Raw genomic sequence first — 25,062 nt, 5'->3', positions numbered from 1 at the left:
GTTTTAATTCCTTCTGCCGAATACAGCACCCTGTTCTATCGGCATTACATTATCAGCATAAAATTTCAGCCAGTTATTGTCTAGTTTGCGCTGCTTGGGTTGCCAGTTGCGCATCCTGTTTTGGTATTCCGCTTCCGGAATCTGCAGGTCTATTTTCCTGTTATCGAGATCAATCAGTATACTGTCGCCTTCTTCAATAATGGCCAGTGGCCCGCCACAGGCCGCTTCGGGCATTACCTGACCGATGGTGATTCCTTTGTTTAACCCCGAAAGTTCTCCATCAGTAACCACCGCTACACTATCTGCCAGTCCGGCCCCACTCAGTGCCGCCATAAAACTACAGGCAAAAACAGTACCCGGTCCGCCAACAGGTCCCATCATCCGCAGAACCACAATATCTCCTTTTACAATATTTCCTTTGGCCAGTTCCTGCATGGCCAGGTCTTCATCTTCATACACCCTTGCCGGCCCTTTAAAAATACGGTTTGCCCCATCAATTCCCGAAAGTTTCACAATAGCGCCCGAGGGTGCCACATTGCCGCGGATAATGGCCAGCCCGGGTTCTTTACGGAAAGGATCCGTTGTTTTCCGGATGATCGTTTCATCAATCACAGTTGCTTTGCTGAGAATTACCGAGAGTGTTGTGTTCTGTACTGTTTGTACACCGGTATTCAGTTGTGCCTGCAACCGGTGCATCACCGCATTCGTTCCTCCTGCCCTGTCAAGATCTTCGATACGGTCGGGACCATTGGGCCTGATCTGCGTAATGAGTGAGAACCCGGCCGATTCTTCTTCAAACATTTTTACAATATCCAGATCCAGTTCCGCTTCTACAGAGATGGCAGCAAGATGACGCACCGTGTTTACAGAACATCCGATAGAGATAGCTACCCTTACCGCATTCTGAAAAGCTTCTTTGGTGAGAATATCCCTGGGCCTCAGATCCTGTTCTACCAACTCCATGATCTTGGCCCCTGCAGTTCTGATAATCTGTTTCAACCGCTCGCTACCCGCCCGTACCGGGGTGGTTTGGGGTAATGCCATACCCAATGCTTCTGCCATACAATGCATGGAATTGGCCGTTGCCAAGCCGGCGCAAACACCGGGCCCCTGAATGGCGCAGCGGGTCCAGTCTTTCATATCATCCAGGGTCATTTTTCCTGTTAGTAAGGTACCCACTCCCTTGTATACTTCTTCTATATCTACCGCTTTGCCGTTGCAATTACCGCCCAGCTGGTATCCGCAGGGAACAATAATTGCGGGAACATTTAGCCTGGCTGCCGCCATAATATGAGCGGGGGTGGTTTTATCGCAGGATGAGAGCAGGATCATACCATCCAGTACGGCTCCTTCCATCATCACTTCTATATCATTCACCATCAGATCGCGCGTGGGCATGAGGTAACGTGCTTTTTTTCCGGCAGATGTTACAAAATCAGACGGTGCAATGGTATTGATCTCGAAAGCCAGTCCACCCGCTTCTTTTACAGCCTGCTGTGCCAGTACCGACAATTCATCCAGGTGCTGGTAACAGACAGAGAGTCCTGAAGAAGAGTTGATGATGGCGATCTTGGGTTTATCAAAATCCTGTTCAGGAATGCCCATGGCTATCCATTGCGCTCTGCGAACGGCCCAGCGGGTGCTTCCTTCCTCAAAATTGCTTCTTAGCTTATTGTTCATGTGTATCTTTTAATTGCTGTTGTTTCATCCATTGTTTTACCATCGTCCCATCCAGTGCTGTGGCTGCCAGTTTTTCATGCAGCATTAAACCACAGGCGGCTCCTGCTGCATAACCCATTCCGAAACACTGGGCCGTAACCCGGGCAGAAGCCAGCGCCTCGTGCTCGGCAGACATACACCTGCCGGCTACGAGATAATTAGTGGCATTTTGCGGAACCAGGGTTTCGAATGGAATATCATAGTAATCATTTTCCAGTTGAACAATGGTAACTTCTCCTGTGTTATGAATCTCCATGGGCCATGCAGAATACGTAATGGCGTTTTTATTTTTCCGTGCCTGCATCACATCTTCATTCAGCAGTTTGCTTTTTCCGAGAATGGAACGGGTTTGCCTGATACCTACCTGCGCTCCTGTATCAGAGAGGTATGCGTTTTTAAAAGCGGGTATTTCGTTGATGAGGAAGCGTGCATATTCGCGGGCCTGTTTTCTGCCCTCTATTTCGGCAAAGCTGAGGTCGGCAGAATCTATTCCCAACGGGATCCGGCCATCGGGGTAAGTGATCTTTGTCATATTACAAAGTACTTCGCCCGAATTAGGCAGCGGGAACACATATACATGATGCCTTGGCAGTTGATAGGCACCGGAGAGAGCCGCTTCTTTCACTTTCTGGTTCAGTTGCGTCGGACTTACCTGCTGAAAAAGATGATTGTCTACATTCCCCATTTTAAAGATCATGGTAGGGGTTTGCACCACGCCCTTATTACCCAAAAAAGTAGGGCCGGATATGCTATGAACCACTTCGGCATCTCCCGATGCGTCTATAACAAACCCTGGCTTAATAACGAACTGGCCTTCTTGTCCCTTTACTAACAAAGAAGTGATCCGGCCCTGGTAATCTGTGAATGCCTGCAGAAAACGGGTGTGGTATAAAATGTTGCAATGACCTTCCTGCAACAGCCCATCTGCGATTTCTTTCCAGCGGAGGCTATCGTGCGGTACCAGTAAGGTATTACCAAAGTGTACCGGATTGGCCACGCCGTTTTTCTGTTTTAATAATGTATAAAATTCATTGGCAAAACCAAATACGATCTGTTCGGGTTTTTGTCCGCTGCTGAATAAACCGCAGATGGTTCCACTCAGGCCCGCTACAGTAGCCCCACCGCTGAATCCATATTTTTCAATCAGCAGTACAGACAAATGCTGGCGTGCCGCCGCAACGGCAGCAGCCACTCCCGCAGGCCCGGCTCCAATGATGCATACATCAGGTTTGTACCTGACGGGAACCTCATACGCCGCTACCTGGAAATATTCTGTCATGCAAACTGTTTCAGTTTTTGTGCTTCGGGTAAATAATCGAGGTTACAGATATGCAAGGGAACCTGGCCGTTAAAAGTGTCGAGTACGGCCTGCGCCGCTGCAATGGCAATACGTTCATTGGATTCTTTGGTTGAGCCGGCCACATGCGGGGACAGGATCACGTTCGGAAAATGTAGAAGCGGGTTATCGGCAGCCAGTGGCTCCTCCTTAAAAACATCCAGTGCGGCACCTGCTATCCTGTTTTCGGCCAATGCCGTTACAAGGGCTGGTTCATCAATCAGTTCTCCGCGCGAAGTGTTGATCAGGTAAGCCGTTTTCTTCATCAGGTTCAGGTATTTTGTTCCGATGAATTTCTGCGTGAGCGGAGTGGATGGACAGTGTAGACTTACAAAGTCGGACTCTTTAAAAATCACTTCTATATCGTTTGTAAAACAGGTGTCCAATCCCACCTGGGAAATAAATGGGTCGTAGGCAATCACCTGCATGCCCAGGCACCTGCAGAAATGAGCTGTGGCCAGCCCGATATGGCCATACCCGATGATGCCCACTTTTTTATTCCTGATATCCATCTGTCTGGGCGAGAAACGTTCTTTCCATTGCTGGTTCCGCACGGCTTTGTCCATCAGGATGATCTGTTTGGCACAAGCCAGTATCATTGCCACCGCATGTTCTGCCACTGTTTCATCATTGGTTCCGGGAGTGTTACAGACATAGATGCCTTTTTCGCCGGCAAATTTGAGATCCACATTATCTACGCCAATGCCGGTTCTTACGATCGTTTTTAATTTCCCTCCTTCACCAATCACCTCTTTATCGAAGATCGTAGTAGCCCGCAGTATGGCAGCATCTGCATCGCCTATCAGGGCCAAAGCCGTTTCTTTGCGGGTATCAGGGGCTATCACTATGTCAGCTTTCCCCTGTAGCATTTCCATGCCTTTTGCATTGATAGGTTCTGATATAAATACTTTTGGCAGATCCTTCATATAAAAATTTTAGACTTAATTATTTTCCAGTACCTGTATCAATGCACTAAAATCCAGTTCACCTTTACCCGCCTGCAAAAGCGTTTCCATTTCCTGGAACATCAATTGTGTTCCCGGTAAAGAAAGCGAGTAACTACGGGCCGCATTTTGTGCAATACGCAAATCTTTTGAGTACAGTTTCAACTTAAAGCCGGGAGAGAAATCTTCACGGATGATTTTATCCCCGGTGATGGAAAGAGCTTTACTTTCAGCAAAACCTCCCAACAATGCTTCCCGCACTTTAACAAGATCTACCCCGGCTTTTTTGGCCAGTGTAAAAGCCTCGATCACCCCCTGGGTAGCCAGGGCAGTAGCAATCTGGCTGCAGGATTTGGTGATCTGTCCCGAACCGATATCACCCATATGGCTGATTCTTTTTCCCAAAACCTGAAATACCGGAACGGCCCGTTCAAAAGCGGCTTTACTGCCTCCTGCCATGATGGAAAGGGAGGCAGATTCAGCACCGGGCTGTCCACCGGAAACAGGCGCATCCAATGTATCTACGCCTATCTGCCTGAATGTTTCGTGTATCTCGATTTCTGTGGCGGCATCAATGGTAGACATGTCGATAAAAAGTTTACCGGCACGCAATCCGGCCATCAATCCATCCTTACCCATGGCCACTTCTTTTACCTGTGGCGAATCAGGGAGAATACTGATGATGATATCACTGTTTGCCGCCAGGTCTTGCAGCGACTTTGCTATCACGGCACCCTGTTGTGCAAGATCTTTCAGTGCATCCTGGTTGATATCATACACAGAGAGTTGGTACCCTGCCCTGATAAGGTTAACCGCCATCGGTTTTCCCATGATACCCAGTCCAATGAACCCGATATTATTTCCCACTTGTTTTTTTTAATGAATTAGGTAAATGCTCGTTTAGGAAAAACTGATGGCTTTCAGCATGGTTCCGGCGGTTTGCTGGGCTCCCTTGCTCAAAAAACCGGCATCGGTACCACAGGCTATAAAATGAATGCCCATCTCACTGTACTTTTTCACATCGGCCGGATCTGAGAGCAGTATACCCACCTGCTTTTGGGCATCTTTTGCAGCTTTGATGATCTGCCCGATTGTTTTCACAAACAACGGATGATCTGTCTGGCCAAAAATACCCAGTGCCATAGAAAGATCTGATGGACCGATAAATAACACATCTACACCCGGTGTATGGGCAATGGCATCGAGATGTTGTAAAGATGCCAACGTTTCGATCTGGATAACACCCAGCAATTCGTCACCGGCCGTTTCTCTATAACCATCAAAATCATCACCATACCTGGTAGCCCTGATCATTTTGGCTACACCCCTGATTCCTTCCGGTGGATATTGCATGGCTTTCACCGAGAGTTCCGCTTCTACGGCTGTTTCAATTCTGGGAAACATGATGCCATCTGCACCAAGATCAAGCACGCGGTGAACACGCTGGCGCTGGTATCCTTCTACGCGGATGATGGCAGATACATTACTATTCTTCAATGCCATTAACTGATGCACCACATCGCCCTCAGCGCCCACCCCATGTTCAAGGTCTATGACCACCCAATCAAATCCTGCATTGCCTACAATTTCGGTAGTAACAGGATTTCCCAGGCTTAGAAATGTTCCGATCAGTATCTCTCCTTTTTGTAATCTTTGCTTTAATCCTTTCATTCGTTTCTCAGAGTTTCGCAGAAAACATGATTAATATGTGTATATATTATTCAGTGCAGGAATTCCGGGTTTTACCATATACGCCGGGACTCCAACCTTCTTAGCAAATAAACTCATGTTTGCCAGAAAGACCGGCTTCTTAATTTGCAAAAATGAATACAATATTTGCCTGAGATCTGAGTAAAAAAAAGGGGGGTGCCAACAGGTATTCCGGATAGCTCATCAAACACATATACAAAGCAGAACCATGTGATGATTGTGTGAAATAATTATTACATTGAGAGTGAAATAACGATTGCCCGCCCCCCATGAAACCGATTCTGATTAAAAACAGTGCTTCGCCCAACCATTCTTTTTCAATTGAAGAACGGATCAGCCCTCATTTCAGCGTACCCTACCATTTTCATAAGGAATATGAATTAACGGCCATCCTGAAAGGGCAAGGTTCCAGGTTCGTTGGTAACAATATCCGCAGTTTTGAAAATACAGATATGGTGCTGATTGGCAAGAACCTGCCGCATCACTGGCATAATAACAAAGACAGCGATGTTCCGAGCGATGGTGTACAAGCCATCATCCTGAAATTTGATTCAGATTTTAACGGGATCAGGTTATTTGATCTTCCGGAGAACTACCCGATCCGGAAACTGCTCGACAAAGCTGCCAACGGCCTGCGGATTTATGGTAATACATTCACTGAACTGGTATCGCTGATGCAGACGCTGCTTACGGCTACCGGACCCGACAGAATATCCCTGCTACTGAAAATACTGCACAAGATTGCTGTTTCTGAAGAGCTCGAGATATTATCGAACGATGGGTATGTGCCCAAGAGCAAAGACAACGAAAGCGACAGGATGAACAGGGTGTATGAATACATTATGACAAATTACCTCGGTGATATCAGCCTCGCCAAAGCCGCGTCGGTAGCTTGTATGAATGAAGCCGCGTTCTGTAAATATTTCAAGAAACGCTATACCAAAACCTTTATACAGGTGGTAAACGAGATCAGGATCAGTTATGCGTGCAGGGAGTTAATGAAAGATGATACCAATGTAACAGAAGTATGTTACCAGAGCGGGTTTAATACTTTTTCAAATTTTACCAAGACCTTTAAAAAGGTAACAGGAACCAGCCCGAGAGAGTATAAAACGAAACTGAAAAAGCTGGGGAACTAACTTATCGTTTTCTCAATTATTTAAACACGCTTTGATCTGCCAGGTTTTCTCCGCTCCATATCTTTTGTTGTGTCCATTTTCCGGCGCTTTCTGTCCAGAACCTGTCCTGGGCAGGAATGCCGAGATGCGATAATCCTACTGTACACATATACAAGGCGCCTGTGTAATTATAATAATCGCGGGCATTAACCTGTTCGCCTACGATGCCTGCATTTAACCATCCGTTCTCATCAAAAGTGCCCGGTGCCAGCATCATTCTTTTGATCACTGCGGTAATAGCTGCACGGGTAGTAGCGGGATGTAAAGATTCCGGAAGTTTTTTCTCCCGAAAAGCCATATACGCTATCTGTTGTAATGCTGCTATACGATACACAGAAGAACGGCCGATAACAGGGAAAGTACCTTCGGGTGAGATCAGGTGCTCCAGTACTTCGGCATACCGTATTCCGCGTTCAATGGCCTGTGCCTGCAGTTTGTCAACCGGCATGCCCATTTCTTTTGCATTACGCAGTACTTCGAGTAATAAAGGATGTATCACATAACTGTTGTAATAATCCCAGTGAAAATCCGGACCATCTCCATACACGCCATCTCCCAGGTACCAGTCTGCATGTTTTGTAAGCGCGTATTCGATCGGTTTTTTATCACAGCTGCCGGTTAGTTTCCAGATCGCAGCTTCGATCAGTGCCGGGAACAGCAGCCAGTTGGTTTCATTGGGTTTGAAATTACGATGCGTTTTCAGTGCCGCAATCACCTGATTGCGTTGTTCTGTTGTCAGCGGATCCCATAACTGACTGGTAGCAATCAGTAGTGGATAGGCGATATAGGCTGCATGCACAATCCTTTCCTGCGTAGCATCTCTGAACATATAATCGCGCGAACCGGGATGGGTGGCATTAACCAGGCACTGTTGGGCCATCCGGCTATATTTGGCGCGGAGCACACCTTCTGCTGTTTTATCCGGCCCCAATGCTAACCAGGGTGCCATACCGGATAAGGTACGGCCAAATGCCTGTAAAGGAGAAGTCTGAATATTGCTTTCCCTTGTTTCCCATTCCTTCCTCGGAAAATTTACGGTAAGTTGTTCTTTACTGAGGGGGATCAACACCGGGTCAGCTATTTTCAGCAGCATGTTGAGTGTGAAAGACCTGTCATCCGTAGCAGGATAAACAGCAGCAGCAACTTTTGTTGCCGATGGTGCCAGTAGTTTATACAATTCGGATGCAGCAAGTAAAAAAGCACCGGTACCATAGGTTTCAGAATCGTCGTACTTTACATTGGTAGGAGAATCGCCTACTTCCTGTACATACCCCAGCTTTCCATTGGCATGAACCGATTCTTTGAGTGCAGCCCAGCCTTTTTCAATTACCGGTAAAAATTCATTGCGGGGTAATAATCCATTGTTTACCCCCCAGGATAACGCGAATACATAAAAGCCTGTACCACTGGATTCTTTTTGCGGATAGTTTTCGGGATCCAATAAACTCTGGCTCCAGAATCCGTTCTTCATCTGGATCCGTTTTAATTTATAGCTCATTTCCCTGAACTGCTGTTCAAAGAATGGGCGGGCAGGATCGGTCATGGGTAAATATTGCATTACACGGGCCAGCCCTCCCAATACCCACCCGTTACCACGCGACCAGAAGATTTTTTCACCATTGGTTGATTTCATTGTAAAGAAACGATCATCGCGGAAGAATAAACTGTCTTTGGGAGAATAGAGATAGGCGGCCGTTCGTTTCCATTCCTGCACCATAAAATCACGATACTTGGGTTCTTTGAAAATGGCAGCCATCCGTGCCAAAGCAGGGGGTGCCATAAACAGGGCATCGCACCACGACCACCATTCCCACCAGTATTTGTTCTTATCAAAACTGATATCCGGCACCAGGTCTCTTTTCATGGGGGCATCCATCACAAAACGCGATTTATCAACTACTGATTTTTTGCCGGTTAACTGGTACAGTTCCAGAAATACCTGCGAAATGGCAAGTACATTGGCATCGTAAGGACGGGCCTGGGGTTCCCAGTTTACTTTTTCGCCCATGGCTTCTATGGCTGTCAGGTATTTTTTTTCATGTGTAGTCTGATACAATGCCATCAGGCCAATATAAAATGGACCATACTCCCAGGAGTTCAATTCTTTCCCGGTAGGATTGGCCAGTTGCCAATCGGCTACTTTTTTCATCAGGCTTCTGATCTCATCGGGATGGATGGTTCCTGACGGCGTTTGCTCCGTTTGCTTTTTGTCAGTACCCTGCTTTTTGGTAACCTGTGCCGTAGAAGTTACTTGTAACAACAAAAACATACAAAGAAAAAAAGTAAAATAAATTCTTGTCATGGAAAATAGTTTATGGCATTTTGTTTGTCTGATAATTTAAGCTTTATTGTGTTGTACTATTAAAAATCACCTTGATAGTCCGGATTTCTTGTCGCTCACGGCCGCTAGGCCTCGTCCCTGTTCCCGGGCTGCTTTTTCTTCTGCTCCCGCTTTGCAGCGGGATGCTACGCATCATTTTGTCTGCCTTCGCCTTCGCTCGGCACCGAACAAAAAGAGGCCCGTCCGCCAAAGGCGGACTGATTAGATTTTTTCATCGATCACTCCGAATTGGCAGTTTTTATTTTTCTAACAACAGAAATTTTGAATTACCTAATAGAGCACAACACGTTAACCTTTCAGTACCTGAACCATGGCCCTTACTTCGGCAGCATCTGCAATATATACATGGCCATAGTCGCTTACTTCCGTATTAATATAAGTGACCGGGTTAGCGGCAACCCGCCGGGCAGAAGAATGAAATTCTGTTGCGCCTGATACAGCTCTCAGCCTGGCAAGATTAGCAGAATTAACCCCTGCGCCAGGCATAATGCTGATGCGGTTTCCCGCCTGTTGTACCAGTTTACCCAGCAACTCACCCGCATCAGGCGCGGCAGTTTTTAATCCGGAAGTAAGTACACGTTCACAGCCACATTCAATGATATCTTCCAATGCCTGAAAGGGATCGGGGGCGCAATCAAAAACGCGGTTACAGGTTACACCCATGGGGCCGGCCAATGCTACAATCTGTTTAAAGCGTTCTTTATCAATTGCTGCATTGATCAACTGTATCCCTACAGAAATACCATCACAGCCCAGTTCACGGCAGATCTTAATATCATTCTTCAGTATTTCAAACTCCTCTTCAGAATAATAATAACTGCCCGATCTTGGTCGCAGGATGGGATATAATTTAATAGAAATCTTCTCCCGTACCCGTTTAATGGTACCATAACTGGGTGTGGTTCCGCCTTCAATAGGGTTATCGCATAATTCTACCCTGTAAGCGCCTTCTCTTTCTGCTATGATACAGCTGTCGATATGAAACGCACACACTTCAAGTATTGCCTGGTTATTCATGTAATTGGTTTTCTTATTTATAAAAACTATCTGCTTTAAAAATCTGTTCTATCGTATGGCTTTTTACTGCGTAGGTAAAACCGGGTTGTATACTGTACCCGCCATAATTACCCTGGTTATCGAGCGCCAGGAATCCGACCTGTATAGACTTGCATTTTACAGGATTCATCTTAACCAGTCTTTCAACCGCTTTTTTACAGGCGGCTGCAGGTGCTGATCCTGAGCGCATATATTCTACCACTAAATGTGAACCTACCATTCGGATCACTTCTTCGCCTACACCGGATGAGGTGGCGGCTCCTGCTTCGTTGTCTACATACAACCCTGCACCTATTACCGGGGAGTCTCCTACCCTTCCGTGCATTTTATACGCGAGACCGCTGGTGGTGCAGGCTCCACTCAAATTCCCGGATGCATCCATCGCCAGCATACCAATGGTGTCGTGGTTTTCAGGCCCGCCGGGCATGGGATCATTTTCTTTTGAATATTTCCTGTTCTCTATATTGATCTCAGGCGAGTACTTCGATGATTTCAGCCATTCCATCCAGTCTTTCCGGCTTTTAGGGGTAAGCAGGTCCATCTTTTCAAACCCATTGGCCAGTGCAAACTGCAAAGCCCCTTCCCCGGCCAGCATAATATGCGGTGTTTTTTCCATAATCAGCCTCGCTACTGAAATGGGATGTTTGATATACTGCAGACAGGATACGGATCCGCAGTTGTAGGCTTCATCCATGATACTGGCATCCAGTGTAACAAAACCATCCCGGTCTGGCAAACCACCATACCCAACTGTCTGGCACAAAGGATCTGCTTCTGCAATTTTAACCCCGTTTTCTACTGCATCAAGGGCCCGGCCATTTTTACCGAGTATATCCCAGGCGCCTACATTGGCTTTTATCCCATAATCCCATGTGGAAACTACTACCGGTTTGTTTTTAATTTTTTGCGTAGAGCTGTTCCTGCCTGCAAACAGATCCAGGGAACTTAAGCCGAATGAAGTAAGTGCTGCGGAGTGTATAAATTTTCTGCGTGATGCCATAAAGATTCTTTTTTGTTTGATAGATCTCAATTCACAGGAACCAGGTCCATCGCAATATGCAAACCGATCCTTCCTCTCGATCTGTTCATCTGGAAGATTTTTTTATCGTAATCTGCACAGGAAACTGTTGTTTTTTCTGAAACGCCTGCAGGTAGGCGAACCATTGATCAGCGTTGGTAATTTCACCCGCTTTATCCCATGCCGCTCCACGGTAATAGGTTACCGGTTTATCCGGTTGGGCATCCAGCAACGTAAGCAGCTGCCCTTTTTGTACCAGTATATTTTTTACAGGCTGGGTAAACAGACAGCCTACGCCGGTTGTACCGTTATTGGCATCTGTGGGTTCCCAGTAAGCCATCAGTGCCTTTTGCTCATCAAAAAATGTAATGCCCGGTTGTTCCCGTTTCACAATACCCACCACTACCGGCAAAACAGGTGTGTTCTCAAAATGGTAACTGGCTTCCACTTTATGCAGCTGCGAGCCGGCATCGATGGTCAGTGTTTTTACCACACTTACTTTCTGAGCCGCTACGTTCCATTCATCATATATCAGCTGAAAAGTGGAACGGAGCGGGCCATTCTCCAGTATTTTCCAGCCACGGTAGTTTCCGGAATACCAGATCGAATCATTTGCGTAGGGAGCAATATTTCCTGCCCCCAAAGAAAATCCGACATGATAATAATCCATCCCGTCTCCATGATCATTGTGGTAGTCTCCTTTTCGATAACGCTGATCCAATACCAGCTGATCGGTACGTTTTACCCATACATCAAACCCATAGGCATCTTCACTGGTATTCTCCAGCGCTTTGCCATACGCGCGAAAAGCGATCTTATCATTCTCCCAGGCAAAATCATCTTTGCGTTCCGGTACATAGCGGCAGAATGTTTTGGATGGGAATTGCTGCGGCTTGGCTTTTTTGATCTGCAACACCTGTTTGGCACCTGCCCCAATCGTAACCTGGATCAACAGTTGCTGAACCGCTTTCTCTCCTTTGTATTCCAATTGATGGGGAACCTGTTTTCCTGTTACGGGATCGGCTACAACAAAATAAGCTGTATCAATACCCGGGTAGGCAGCTAATACTTCTTTCCAGGCAACAGACACTACCTCGCCGGTTCTTGTTACAGGTGCCGGGTTCGTAATCGTAATAACCGCCTGGCTATTGGCTAACAATGGGGTTAACAGAAAACCCATGACCCTTATCAAATACTTTTTCATACGCAACTTCTCATTAAACTTGTATAATCGTATCTATGCGCTGCTATCAGGCTTTACTTAGCAGGCGGAAGAGTGAATTCGAACCTGTTTTCGCCCGCCAGCTCTTTGTTATCAATAACAAAAGACAAACGGTATATTTTTTTACCCCAGGAGTTCACCATCTTGTCATCGTCCAGCAATTTTTCTTCTATCTCTGCCAGCGTTACACCTCTGTGATAGATTACCTGTAATACCCGGGTGCCTTTCTCATCATAAAAAATAAGCTTCCCGTTTGTATCCTTTCTCACTTCGCAACTGCTCAGAAAACTGATCTTTGTTTTCCCGGTCCTTTTTTCAAACAGGTATTTTTCAGAAAGTACCAACCGGTTCCTGTTCTGATCAAACAGAAATTGCCTGTTCCAGTTCTTTACAAAAGCAGTTGGTGGGTATGCAGTGGCTATGTCCATATCAATCGAAACAAGCCCCTTATTCTCTTTATAAGAAAGATTTGTAGCACCGTAGGCTTTCCCGTCTTTTTGCATCATACCGTTTATCAAGGGACAATTGTGCCATTGCGACTGCATATTCCACAACTCATACCTGTCGGCACTGAAGGTTTGCGCTGTATAAGTGCCCACACCGGCATCAATGATCACCGGTTTACCGTTTACATACACCAGGAAATTACCGATATCATTGTGGTTATGGCTTTCACCATTATGTCCGCCCTGCACAGCCAGAAATAAACCGGATGTAGATCCTGCCCGAGTCCTTGCAGTAAGCACCTGCAGATCGGGAAGGAAAGAAGCAGCCGGCAGCGGTGCTATTCCGGCGGTTCCGGTTAAGGCAGCAAAAGCATCTGCCGTTTCTAAAAAGTCAACCACGCTATTGGCCGGCATGGCATGCTGTTTCTGTGCAAAGAGGTAAGCGCCAAACTGTTTCAGCAGCTCATCGTTGAAGATCTCCCCAAAACGGTAAACACTTCCCGGATCAGGCACTGTTCTGGGCGTAGCATCTGCGAAGTTGACAAAATAATCACCCGCTATATGCATTTGATAAATATAGGTACCGATGCTGTGCAGTAACCGGTTATCAGACCAGTTTAGCTTACCGCCGGATATACCATTGGCGAGTTGCAGTAAACGAACCAGTTTACCTCCGGCAATACTCCAGTAAGACGGTCCCTCATCACAACCTCCATCATCCGGGTACTGATTTAAAAAATGATCCGTACTCCTGAATATTTTACGGATGAGCTGCGCAATTTTTATCGTATCCGTTTCTGCCAACAAAACTGTTTGTAATACATTGGTATTGATCCAGGCATTCCAGTTATTCACGGCTTTGCCTGTAAATCCCATCCACCAGTAATCATCCCGCTGCCAATAAGGATCCAGGATTCTTTTGTGCAACTCAAAAGAAATCCTTTTATGGATGATGGGAGAGATTGTTTCTAACTGGTCATACAGCATATACTGGATGGTTGCTACCATCACGGCCGTTTCGCCTCCCACCAGTCCGATAATTTCTTCAGCAGGATCGGGCAGATCTGTACCGGCTTTCTGCAAAGCAACTATTGCCGGAATCTCCCAGGTACTTTCTTCCAGCGTAGCCCATAAACCATTCAGGATCTGGGACAGGTATTTTTTATTGCGGGTGATCAATTCACCGATCACCAGGTTGTTCAGAAAATGTCTTCGCTCATTCTGTTTTGCCTCATACCTGACCCTGTTTCCGGTTTGTTTGTATTCGAGATACATACCGGCAGGCAGAGCGGGCCAGTTATAAGCAAGTGCGTGGTCTGCTTTGGCAACGCAGGCTGCTTTTACAGAATCAGGCAAGCTCCCGATCTTACGGAGGTAGTTTTCTTTTTGCCGGGCTCTCCAGGCTGATACCGTTTGCTGAGAAAAATCGATACCAGAAACATTCAAGGCAGTTGACAGGTAATTTCTTTCGTGGATCACCGGCTGCTGACTGTACGCATTGGTACACAGACATACCCAACACAGCAACATGGCAAAGAATGGTATTAAACTACAACGATTCTTTGCCATGTTACAATGTGTTTAGGAAAAATTACCAGTTAGGATTCTGGGCTAATTTAGTATTTAAAGCCAACTCCTGTGTTGGCAGGGCCCACAAATAATCTTTAGCCGGATTAAACTTGCGGAAAGAAGCTGCTTCCAGCACCACATACCCATTCAGGAGATTGGGTGTAGTACCTGCCGGATTTTCTGCCGCAAAATATTTTCTGCCCAATATAGCCTGCGGCAATACTGTTTCAGCTGTTTTCCACCTGAGCAGATCCCAGTAAGCCAGTCCTTCGAATGATAATTCAATGGCTCTTTCCCTTCTGATTTCTGTACGCATATCCAAACCATTGGCCGTTACAAATGCATTGGTTAGTAAAGGCAATTTGCTTGCATCGTTACCAGTGGCGCGGTTGCGGATCTCGTTAATGGTCTGGTTTAACTCTGCATCGCTGATAGAACCATTCAGTTCAAATTTGGCTTCTGCATTGGTGAGCAATACTTCTGCATAACGTAGTACGTTAAAATTGATAAAGCTGACATTGGCTGTCCAGTCGCTCACAATCCAGTATTTCCGGTAACGATACGTAATCCCTGCCACATAAGGAATCAAACCTCCAACAGAAGGTGTGATCAACGTTCTATTATACACAGACATAGCCATACGGGGATCCCTGTTCTGGAACTCGGTTAAAGAACTTGTCTGGTTACCGGAAGAATCAAAAGCAGATTTTCCCTGCGGTAATCCGTCTTTATATAAATAGGCATCCATGATTACCCGGGTAGGGGCAATGTTGGCCTGGTCCAGGTAAGTTCTGCCAAAAGAATGCGAAGCAATATTATTGCTTTGGTTCTGGCCATATAATCTTACCAGTATGTTCTCCTTGTTGGTGGCATAGGTGTAATTCACCTGCGGACCTGGAACTGACTGGATGGGGTTTCCATTGGCACCACCATCGTACTGGAATTCATAGAAATAACTTTCGGCTCCCTGTGAAGTGTACAACCTGTGTTTCCCTTCTGTTATTACGGTATTACTTGCCGTAACCGCTACCTGCAGATTGGTGTTGGCAGTGCTGATACCGCGGAATTTGTCCCAGGTTCCTTCAAACAAAGCCACTCTTGCCTTAAACGAGAGTGCAGCGGCCCGTGTAATACGTCCATACTCTGCTGCGGGTAAAACATCCGGCTGCGGGCAATTAGCAGCTGCAAAATCAAGATCGGCATAAATGCTGTCGATAACCGCCTGCCGGGGGGTGCGTGCTGAATACAGTAGAGAATCCGTTGGCGTCAGAATTTTGTTGATGTAAGGAACATCACCAAATCTTTTTACCAGTTCAAAATAGGCCATCCCTCTGAAAAAACGGGCTTCGCCCACATACCGGTTAATGGCCGCAGCATCGCCTGTAACACCGGGAGCTTTTTGCAGGATATTGTTGGCTGCGCGGATCGCTTTGTAATAATTAGACCACTCGTTGGAAGTAGCCGGTGCGGTGCTGGAACCATCGCCAAAACCTACAGAGCGTGCGCCGAAAGTTTTATCAGAATAATTATCCTGCAGCGGTGTAGGATAACCCGTTGGATCATCCGTACTCAGTCCACTTAAAAATGTATACAGATAATTACAGGCCTGGCTCAGGTCTGAAGTCGTTTTCCAGAAGTTGGCATCTGCCAACTGCGACTCAGGAAGCAGGTCAAGGTTCTTGTTACAACCCACCAGCCAGATAATGGCTGCCGGTAAGACCCACAGTATACGCCTGAAATGATATTTCCTTATCATGATTTTAATTTTATTTTTTAATGACTGGATTTCAAAAAGGAGAGCAGGGCGTTAACAATACCTGACCTGCTCCCGTTTTCTGAAATTAGAAAGTGACATTTACACCAAATGCATACGTACTGAAATAGGGATACGCGTATGAAACATTGTTCGGACTTTCGGGATCAAAATACTTGTACCACATTTTGGTCATGGTAAACAGGTCCTGTCCGCTGAAGAACACACGCAGTTTCTGTATTTTATACTTACTCAGCAGCTGTGCAGGTATGGTATAACCCAATTGCACGTTTTTGAGCCTGAGGTAAGCACCATCCTGTACAAAAGCACTGTTGATGCGCATATTGGTACCACCACCGGCAATAGGTCTTGGGAACCTGGCATTCCGGTTGCTTTCGGTCCAGTAATTATCAATATAATTATCCAGCGGGTAACGCCAGCTTTGTCCGAATGGAATTACCTGGTAAGGATAGAGAATAATATTCCTTTTGCCGGTTCCCTGGAAGAAAACAGAAAGGTCAAAGCCATTCCACTGCGCACCGAGATTGATGCCAAAATTATACCGGGGGGCTGTATTGCCAAGGTATACCAGGTCTCCGTGGTTGGCCGGGGTACCGGTACCACCATTGATCACACCATCTCCATTCACATCCTGGTATTTAATATCCCCAGGGCCCTGGTTGGTGGCTCCAAACTGTTTGGCACTTTGTGCTACTTCATCTACCGATTGAAAATACCCTGTTGATCTGTAACCAAAGATTGAGTTGATGGGCATGCCAGGTAATGCCTGGTTTACTCCTTCGCTGTACACTACGTTTCCGAGGTACTTAGTGATCTCATTTTTATTATCACTCAGGTTGAACCCTACAGAATAAGCTACTTTGCCGATTTTATCTCTCCAGTTCAGGTCAAGATCCCAACCCTTTGTTTTCATGGCAGCTGCATTAGAAGTGCTGGGTATTACGCCCAATACTGCCGGAAGGTTAACGGGGATCAGCATGTTATCGTTCACTCTTTCATACACATCAAAACTTCCACTCAGCCTGCTCTGGAAAAGGGAGAAGTCGATACCAATATTGGTAGTAGTAACGGTTTCCCATCCAAGTGCGTCAGAGGGTAATGCGCGCTGGTAAATAAAAGTGGAAGCGGCATTGTTAAAGGGATATACTCCATTTACCAATGTGGCGATAGATGGATAATTGTTCTGGTACAACTGACCCAGCTGTGCATTACCCAGTTTACCCCATGAAGCTCTTACTTTTAACTCGTTGACGAATTTGATCTTCTCCATCCATTTCTCCTGCGACATACGCCATGCTACAGAAAAAGCCGGGAAAGTCTGTGCACGATTACCAGGTGCCAAACGGGAGCTGGCATCATTGCGCAAAGTGGCTTCTACATAATATTTATTCTTATAATCATAGTTAATACGTCCGAAAAAAGACTGCCATGCATTGGCCTGCAGATCATCAGAGATGGATGTTACCGGTAAGGTAGCATTGGTGGTATAATTCAGGGTAGCCAGGTTATTGTTGATCAGGTTGGTAAGGCTGGCATTCATCCGGTTAAAATTATAACCCTGGTATTGTACACCTCCGAGCAGACGTAAATGATGTTCGCCAAAAGACGTACCATAATCTGCCAGGAAATTGGAGGTATAGGAGTTTTGAGAGATCCGGTACTTATTAAGCGAATTAGATCTGTTTACCCATGCGTTCTGTGCAAAAGTGCCGGAAGCTTTTACGAAACTGTACATGGGTACGGTTTTAAAGAACATATCCTGTACACTCTGCTCCAGATGGGGGCTATAGTTGGCACTTAACTGTAATCCCTTAACCAGGTTATCTGCTTTAAAAGTAAATACGGCATCCAGCACATTCTGCGTGGTATTGTTAAAACCACCATCCTTTAAAGTAGCATAGGTATTAACACCGGATAAATATTTTGATTCATCGCCCGGAACAAATATCGGGGTGATCGGCCTCAGGTTATAAATATTGTAGAGCAAGCCATAATCACCATCCAGTGAACCGGCCGCCGCTTCTACTTTATTCTGTGTAAAAGATAAACGTGAATCAAGGCTGAATATGTGATTGAATTTAGTAGTGAGATTGATCCTGGCGTTATAACGTTTATTCCTGTCGGGCCCCACTTTCAGCATACCACTGTTGTCGTTATAACCCAGTCCGATAAAATACCTTGTATTCTCATTACCGCCGGTTAAGTTGATATTGTGTGATACGGCACCGATATTCTTTTTTACCGTCATGGAAACATAGTCCATCTCGCTATAATAGAATGTATTGGCCGGATCGGTAGGCAGGAATGTGATATTGGGATCTTTGAACATGGCTATCTGTGCATCACTCCAGGAAGGAGCTCCCCCGTTGTTTTTATTGGCCAGGTTCTGCAGTGTGGCACTGATATTAAAAGGAACGGTCTTAGGAAGACTCAGTGGACTTTTATTCTGGAACATACCGGTATAATTCACCGTTACCTTACCGGCTTTACCATTTTTGGTGGTGATCAGCATCACACCATTAGAGGCTTTGGCACCATAAATGGCAGCGGCTGAAGCATCTTTCAACACAGAAATAGACTCAATATCATCCGGGTTAATCAGGGTAAGGTTGGCATATTCTACCCCATCCACCATTAACAGCGGGTTATTGGTTCCGTTTAACGAAGAAATACCACGGATATTGATATTCCATCCTTCGTATCCGGGCTGTCCGCTTGTACGGGTAACCACCAGGCCGGGAGAAAGCCCCTGCAATGCCTGGATAGCATTGGTAACCGGCCTGTTTTCCAACGATTTTCTGCCAATCACAGAAACGGAGCCGGAGAGACTCACTTTCTTCTGCGTGGCATAACCTACTACCACTACATCAGACAGCACATTATCTGCACTCTTACTCATTTTAACGGTCAGATAGCTGCCCGATACTTTCTGGGTAACCGTTACATAACCAATGAATGTAAATTCAAGCGTTGCGCCCTGCTGCGCCTGCAATGTAAACTCCCCCTTCTCATTGGTTGTGGTTCCCCTGGCAGTATTCATAACCTGTACAGACACGCCGGCTAATGGGGCATCATTTTCATCAGTTACTTTTCCACCAACGGTTTGTGCAAAGGAGATAAGGTACAGGCAACACCCGCAAAACAAAAGTAGCAATCGTTTTAAAAATTGATTTTGAGTCATGGCCTTGTTTTTATCGTTTTTAAGTGTTTAAGAAAATGCATAAGGCTTACAATTATTTCTTCTGTGTCAGGCATACATATTACATGCTATTACCCGGGATATGGCAACCCGGCTATGTTTCAACGAAACAACCCAAACCAGAATAGGATACTTGTATTTCCAAAAATAGATAGTTGCACAAAGGGTATCAACGCCAAAATTTGCTAAATGAAGTAAAATATTTGCCTCCTTTTTTTTACGCAATTTCTGCGTCAATTAAGTTGTTGATGAAGGTTTTCTTATTTAGTATTGTGTCCGCAGCATAGTATACAAACCGCAGTGCAGGCTACATTTTCAACAATTATTTTAGGCAGTAAAAAATAAAAGCGGCTCTGATCCGGCAATAAACAGCAGTCTATTTCAGCAGGAATACAAAACGTCAAAATCGTGTTGCACCCCAGTTATACACAGCAATCATTATAAGAAAAACCGATCACTCATATGACAGCAGCAACCAACCGGATGGGGATAGACATAGGAGGAAGCCATGCTTCTTTCAGTGTTATTGATATTACCGGAAAAGGAGAACCTACTTTAGAAGTATTTCGGAAACAAATAAACAGCACGGCCTCTGCCAATGAAATTGTAAACGATATTGCCGGCGGCATCCTGACCGTTCTGAAAACCTCCCCTGGCATCCATTCTATTGGCCTGGCGTTCCCGGGGCCTTTTGACTACCCAAAAGGGATCAGCAAAATAACCGGTGTGGGCGGAAAGTTTGCAACTACCTATGGACTTCATATAGCACAGGCATTGAAAACTGTTACCGGCTTGTACAATATGCCTTTTCATTTTTCTAATGACGCGCATTGTTTTGCATACGGCGTATACCAACGTCACCGGTTACGCAGCAGCAGAACCGTATGCATTACCCTCGGAACCGGTTTAGGTTCCGCTTTTATGAAAGATGGCAATCTGGTTACTGCGGATGACGCCATCCCGGAAAATGGTTGTTTTTATAACCAACCCTTCCTTTCCGGAACTGCAGAAGAATATATCTCTACCCGCTGGTTTTTTCAGGCATATCAGCAACAAACCGGCACACAACTTACATCAGTTAAGGAACTGGCCGATAGCAATACAGCTGTTTCCCAATCCATTTTTACTCAATTCGGCACTAACCTTGGGACTTTTTTATTACCCTGGTTACAACAATTCGGTTGCAACGAGCTGATCGTAGGTGGCAACCTGTCAAAAGCCCATCATCTGTTCGGTGCTGCTTTAACAAAAGAACTTGCCCCACTGATACCGGCACTGGACATTCTGTATTGTAACGATACAGAAGAATGTATTTTAACCGGTGCCGCTTTACAGGCACCATCCGATAACTATCCACCAACTGAAAACACAATGATCCATACATACCGAAAGTCAACACAACCATTATTACCTGTATCAACCGATATTTCAGAACAAAGCGGGTACCAGGTTTTCCCATCTTACCAAAGCCCTCACCCGGTTTTCACGGGGTTTCATTCCCTGGCCGAAAAAATACATAATGAAAAAATAGTTGTCATTGATGGATATGGAGGCGTACTGTGGGAACCTTTCAGGCAACAGCTGCAGGAAGCTTTACAGGCAAACAAGCGGAAAGCATACTGGTACGATATCAGCACCTGCCTGCATGACAGTACCAGGATCAACAGTATGTTGGCGGAAAATGTAAACGGCAACGATCCCGTTTTTGGAAAACGATATACCGGCGAACTGGCTGATTTTTTTGACCAGGAAAAAATAAACTTACTACAACCAGACCCCGCGGCCGACATCTGCATCGTGTATGGTACCGGTGCCGCTTTAAGTAACTGGCAGGGGCCGTTGATTTATGCAGATACACCCAAAAACGAGATTCAATACCGCATGCGGGCCGGTAGTATCACCAATATTGGCGCAACATCTGTTTCGTCCAACACCCAAACCTACAAACGGTTTTATTTTGTTGACTGGCCCGTACTGAACAAACACAAGGAAAAACTGCTTCCTGCAATTGATTATATAGTTGATGAACAGCGGATCACCACCATAACCTGGATGCAGGGTAACGATTTCCGCAACACTTTACTTGACATGACCAGTCATGCACTGCGTGCAAGGCCCTGGTTCGAAGCAGGTATATGGGGCGGTAACTGGATGAAAAAGAAAATTGCCGGACTAAACCAGGAAGAGATCAATTATGCATGGTCTTTTGAATTGATCACACCAGAGAACGGGATTGTGCTGGAAGGAAATAGTTACCTGCTGGAAGTATCTTTCGATTACCTGTTATTCATGAATAACCAAAACCTTTTGGGTAAGGCAGCCAAACGTTTTGGTAATGAATTCCCGATCCGTTTTGATTTTCTCGATACCTATGACGGGGGTAACCTATCTGTACAATGTCATCCCCGGCCTGCTTATATCCGGGAAAGGTTCGGTGAAAACTTTACACAGGATGAGACCTATTATATACTCGACTGTGAACCCGGAGCTAGTGTGTACCTCGGTTTTCAACAAGGCATTGACCCTGCAGAACTAAAGAATGCTTTAACCGATGCGCAGGAAAAAGCGGTGGCAGTGGATATTGAAAAATTTATCCAGAAAAAAGAAGCGCACAAGCACGATCTCTTTCTCATCCCTAACGGCACCGTTCATGCCTCCGGGAAAAACAATATGGTGCTGGAGATCAGTAACACCCCTTATATTTTTACTTTTAAAATGTACGACTGGCTAAGACTGGATCTGAACGGCCAGCCACGTCCGATCAATATTGAACACGCGTTCAATAATCTATACTTCGACAGGCAGGGTGATTATGTGCAGCAGCAACTGATCTCTCATCCTGTTACGGAAGCTGAGTGGCCAGGCGGTAGAAAACTGAAACTGCCCACCCACTCTGAACATTTCTACCGTATTGACCGCTATGAGTTTACCGGGCAGATCACCATTCCCACTAACGGCCACTGTCATTGCTGTATGCTGGTAGAGGGAACGCATATTAACGTACAAACCGGAACCAGGCAACAGGTATTTCATTATGCCGAAACATTTATTATACCGGCCGCTGCCGGTGAGTACCAGGTTTGCACAGAACCGGAAGAGAAAGCATACCTCGTAGTGGCTTACGTAAAAGATGAACACTGTTAAAATACAACAATCATGAAAAAAATAAATAGCGTTAATATCGGTTTCTTAACCCTGCTAACCTTTACGGCAGCACTGGGTGGTTTTTTATTCGGATTTGATACAGCTGTTATCTCCGGCACCATCAGCTTTGTAAAAAAGCAATACCACATGAGCACCCTTATGGAAGGTTGGTATGTTAGCTCTGCACTGGTTGGTTGTATTGCCGGTGTGGCCATAACCGGAAAACTCAGTAACCTGTCCGGCAGAAAAAAAGTAATGTTTTTATCTGCCTTACTGTTCATCATTTCCGTTATCGGGTGTGCCGTTACACCGGGCGTTTTTATGCTCATCATCTTCCGACTCATCGGAGGTGTGGGCATCGGGGTTTCTTCTGTTATTTGCCCCATGTACCTGTCAGAAATGGCTCCTGCCAACCTGCGGGGTAAATTAGTTACCTATTACCAGCTGGCCATTACCATTGGTATCCTGCTGGCTTATTTTTCCAACGCCTATATCCAGGCTTCGGCTTCTCCCCTTGCTACAACAGGATGGGCAGAACGGATATTTATACTGGAACCCTGGCGGGGTATGTTTGCTGTTGGTATTATCCCTGCAGTTATTTTTCTGCTGATGACTTTTTTGATCCCGGAAAGCCCCCGTTGGCTGGCTTTACAGAACAGAACCGGTGAAGCAGACAGTATTCTCACAAAAATTTCGGGCAGGGAATATGCTGCTAAAGAGATGGTTGCTATCCGTGATTCACTCAGTCCGGCCGGCTCCGTTAAAATAACCACTTTATTCAGCGGCAAACTCAAACGCCCTTTATTCATCGGTATCTTATTAGCGGCTTTATCGCAGTTCAGCGGTATCAATGCCATTATTTACTATGGACCTTCCATACTCGAAAAAGCAGGGTTTCAATTAGGCGAAGCACTGGGCGGACAGGTAACCATCGGGATCGTAAATATGTTGTTTACGGTAGTAGCCATCTATTTTATTGACAAAGCCGGCCGCAAGCCATTGCTTTTATGGGGTATTGGTGGAGCCGTTTTCTCTTTGTTACTGGCATCGCTCCTGTTTGCTACGGATATTTCAGGTGGTTGGCTGGTACTGGTACCTGTGATCCTGTTCATTGCCTGTTTTGCTTTTTCCTTCGGACCGGTTACCTGGGTGGTGGTATCTGAAATATTCCCTACCGGAGTAAGGGCCGAAGCGGTGGCTATTTCAACCATGAGCTTATGGATTGCCAATTGGATTGTTGGACAGTTTTTCCCGGTACTGCTCAACGGGGCAGGGGCTTCTGTTACTTTCCTTGTGTTTGCCCTGTGTAGCGTGTATGCATTTTATATCACCTGGAAAAAAATCCCAGAAACCAAGGGCAAAAGCCTGGAAGAAATTGAAAAGTTCTGGAACGGGTAACAACCAACCTTCAGGGAAGATGCGGAGTAATAAAATGAGTGAGTACACAGTGAAGAAAATGAATCTGACAAAAGATCGATTGTGAGTGATGAATAGGCAATAGGCAATAAACCAACCCAATCCATCAATCTGCCATATACCGACACCTCCTAATCCATTGACTTTCAGCACCAACTACCAATTTCTACTAAAACACCCTACATAAACCGTCACGTGCTGGCGGGTGATTTTGCCGCTTTTTGCTGAAACCTTACCCGCTCTGCTAATTGACCGCATTTGTTACTTGTCTAATGTGATCTTCCCGTATTTACCAGCCGTTTCAGGTATTGTTTCGTTACTGATGGAACAAACCTGGATTTTGCCCCGCTACAGCTACAGATACACCGGGAATCTACTTCTTCCCAAATAGGTAAGAAAATGTGAATTACTCAATGCCTTTAAAAGGCAGGATTTACGTAATTTGAGGCTGCAAACTGACCTGTTCACTTAAATTCTAAAACATTATGGCAAAAGTTGCAAAGAAACCCGCAAAAAAAGCAGTGAAAAAAGCTGCCCCAAAAAAAGCCGCCAAGAAGGCTGCTCCTAAAAAAGCTGCTCCTAAAAAGGCAGTAAAAAAAGCCGCTCCTAAAAAAGCAGTGAAAAAAGCTGCTCCTAAGAAAGCCGCCAAAAAAGCAGCCCCTAAAAAAGCTGCCAAAAGAAAAGCAAACCCTGCCTTATTAGTTCCTATGACTGCTAATGATAAACTGGCGGCTGTGATTGGTAACAAACCATTATCACGCGGACAGATCGTTAAAAAACTGTGGGACTATTTCAAAAAGAACAACCTGCAGGATGCAAAGAACAAAAGAATGATCAACGCAGATGCATTGCTGAAACCTTTATTCGGTAAAGCACAGGTATCTATGTTTGAGATCGGAGGCATTATCAGCAAGAATGTGAAATAATACCTTCTGCTTCATACCAAAAAGTGGCACCTGAACAGTGCCACTTTTTTATTGTACCAGGCTC

At 45.6% G+C, this 25,062-nt stretch carries 16 protein-coding genes; 4 read left to right on the top strand and 12 right to left on the bottom strand.

Annotated features, from left to right (window positions below):
• Positions 1 to 3: 3 nt before the first annotated feature.
• The 5 genes from ilvD to AC1RNB_RS01395 are packed head-to-tail and all read right to left on the bottom strand — an operon-like array spanning position 4 to position 5,670.
• On the bottom strand, positions 4 to 1,680 hold the full coding sequence (ilvD, locus tag AC1RNB_RS01415; protein WP_493080059.1) for a dihydroxy-acid dehydratase: 1,677 nt from the start codon (positions 1,678 to 1,680) through the stop codon (positions 4 to 6).
• Positions 1,670 to 2,998: an FAD-dependent oxidoreductase gene (locus AC1RNB_RS01410; protein ID WP_493080057.1), complete on the bottom strand. Its 1,329-nt coding sequence runs from the start codon at positions 2,996 to 2,998 to the stop codon at positions 1,670 to 1,672. Before AC1RNB_RS01410 ends, ilvD begins: the two co-directional genes overlap by 11 nt.
• Entirely contained in the window at positions 2,995 to 3,981 is a 987-nt protein-coding gene (locus AC1RNB_RS01405) for a hydroxyacid dehydrogenase (protein ID WP_493080055.1), read from the bottom strand. The genes AC1RNB_RS01410 and AC1RNB_RS01405 overlap by 4 nt, the downstream gene beginning before the upstream one ends.
• Before the next feature lie 15 nt (positions 3,982 to 3,996).
• The gene (locus tag AC1RNB_RS01400) at positions 3,997 to 4,866 is read right to left on the bottom strand and encodes an NAD(P)-dependent oxidoreductase (protein ID WP_493080054.1); all 870 of its coding nucleotides are present in this window, start codon (positions 4,864 to 4,866) and stop codon (positions 3,997 to 3,999) included.
• A gap of 33 nt (positions 4,867 to 4,899) precedes the next feature.
• Entirely contained in the window at positions 4,900 to 5,670 is a 771-nt protein-coding gene (locus AC1RNB_RS01395; protein WP_493080052.1) for an HpcH/HpaI aldolase family protein, read from the bottom strand.
• A 308-nt stretch (positions 5,671 to 5,978) separates the two neighbouring features.
• Between AC1RNB_RS01395 and AC1RNB_RS01390 the strand changes: the two genes are divergently transcribed.
• Complete coding sequence (locus tag AC1RNB_RS01390) at positions 5,979 to 6,848, top strand: AraC family transcriptional regulator (protein WP_493080051.1); 870 nt, start codon at positions 5,979 to 5,981, stop codon at positions 6,846 to 6,848.
• Between the two features lie 16 nt (positions 6,849 to 6,864).
• Here AC1RNB_RS01390 and AC1RNB_RS01385 read toward each other — a convergent pair whose 3' ends face one another.
• From AC1RNB_RS01385 to AC1RNB_RS01355, 7 genes are all read right to left on the bottom strand, one after another.
• Positions 6,865 to 9,189, bottom strand: a complete 2,325-nt coding sequence (locus tag AC1RNB_RS01385; protein WP_493080050.1) for a DUF2264 domain-containing protein — start codon at positions 9,187 to 9,189, stop codon at positions 6,865 to 6,867.
• A gap of 327 nt (positions 9,190 to 9,516) precedes the next feature.
• Positions 9,517 to 10,245, bottom strand: a complete 729-nt coding sequence (locus AC1RNB_RS01380; RefSeq protein WP_493080048.1) for a copper homeostasis protein CutC — start codon at positions 10,243 to 10,245, stop codon at positions 9,517 to 9,519.
• A 13-nt stretch (positions 10,246 to 10,258) separates the two neighbouring features.
• Positions 10,259 to 11,284, bottom strand: a complete 1,026-nt coding sequence (locus AC1RNB_RS01375; RefSeq protein ID WP_493080047.1) for an isoaspartyl peptidase/L-asparaginase family protein — start codon at positions 11,282 to 11,284, stop codon at positions 10,259 to 10,261.
• A gap of 85 nt (positions 11,285 to 11,369) precedes the next feature.
• Positions 11,370 to 12,506: a BT3233 family polysaccharide utilization protein gene (locus tag AC1RNB_RS01370; RefSeq protein WP_493080046.1), complete on the bottom strand. Its 1,137-nt coding sequence runs from the start codon at positions 12,504 to 12,506 to the stop codon at positions 11,370 to 11,372.
• A 53-nt stretch (positions 12,507 to 12,559) separates the two neighbouring features.
• Positions 12,560 to 14,539, bottom strand: a complete 1,980-nt coding sequence (locus AC1RNB_RS01365; RefSeq protein WP_493080044.1) for a heparinase II/III domain-containing protein — start codon at positions 14,537 to 14,539, stop codon at positions 12,560 to 12,562.
• 22 nt (positions 14,540 to 14,561) lie between these two features.
• On the bottom strand, positions 14,562 to 16,295 hold the full coding sequence (locus AC1RNB_RS01360; protein WP_493080043.1) for a RagB/SusD family nutrient uptake outer membrane protein: 1,734 nt from the start codon (positions 16,293 to 16,295) through the stop codon (positions 14,562 to 14,564).
• Between the two features lie 85 nt (positions 16,296 to 16,380).
• Entirely contained in the window at positions 16,381 to 19,494 is a 3,114-nt protein-coding gene (locus AC1RNB_RS01355; RefSeq protein ID WP_493080041.1) for a SusC/RagA family TonB-linked outer membrane protein, read from the bottom strand.
• Positions 19,495 to 19,974: 480 nt separating this feature from the next.
• Here AC1RNB_RS01355 and AC1RNB_RS01350 point away from each other — a divergent pair, with 480 nt between their 5' ends.
• The 3 genes from AC1RNB_RS01350 (at position 19,975) to AC1RNB_RS01340 (ending at position 24,998) form a co-directional block, all read left to right on the top strand.
• On the top strand, positions 19,975 to 22,656 hold the full coding sequence (locus AC1RNB_RS01350; protein WP_493080040.1) for an ROK family protein: 2,682 nt from the start codon (positions 19,975 to 19,977) through the stop codon (positions 22,654 to 22,656).
• A gap of 12 nt (positions 22,657 to 22,668) precedes the next feature.
• Positions 22,669 to 24,054 (top strand): sugar porter family MFS transporter, encoded by a 1,386-nt coding sequence (locus tag AC1RNB_RS01345; protein ID WP_493080039.1) that lies wholly within the window; start codon positions 22,669 to 22,671, stop codon positions 24,052 to 24,054.
• A 503-nt stretch (positions 24,055 to 24,557) separates the two neighbouring features.
• The gene (locus AC1RNB_RS01340) at positions 24,558 to 24,998 is read left to right on the top strand and encodes an SWIB/MDM2 domain-containing protein (protein ID WP_493080037.1); all 441 of its coding nucleotides are present in this window, start codon (positions 24,558 to 24,560) and stop codon (positions 24,996 to 24,998) included.
• Positions 24,999 to 25,062 lie beyond the last annotated feature (64 nt).

This window comes from Sediminibacterium sp. GW821-FHT12F12, from assembly GCF_058806635.1.
The sequence above is the reverse complement of the archived record's forward strand: the minus strand, read 5'-3'. Positions and strand labels throughout refer to the sequence as shown.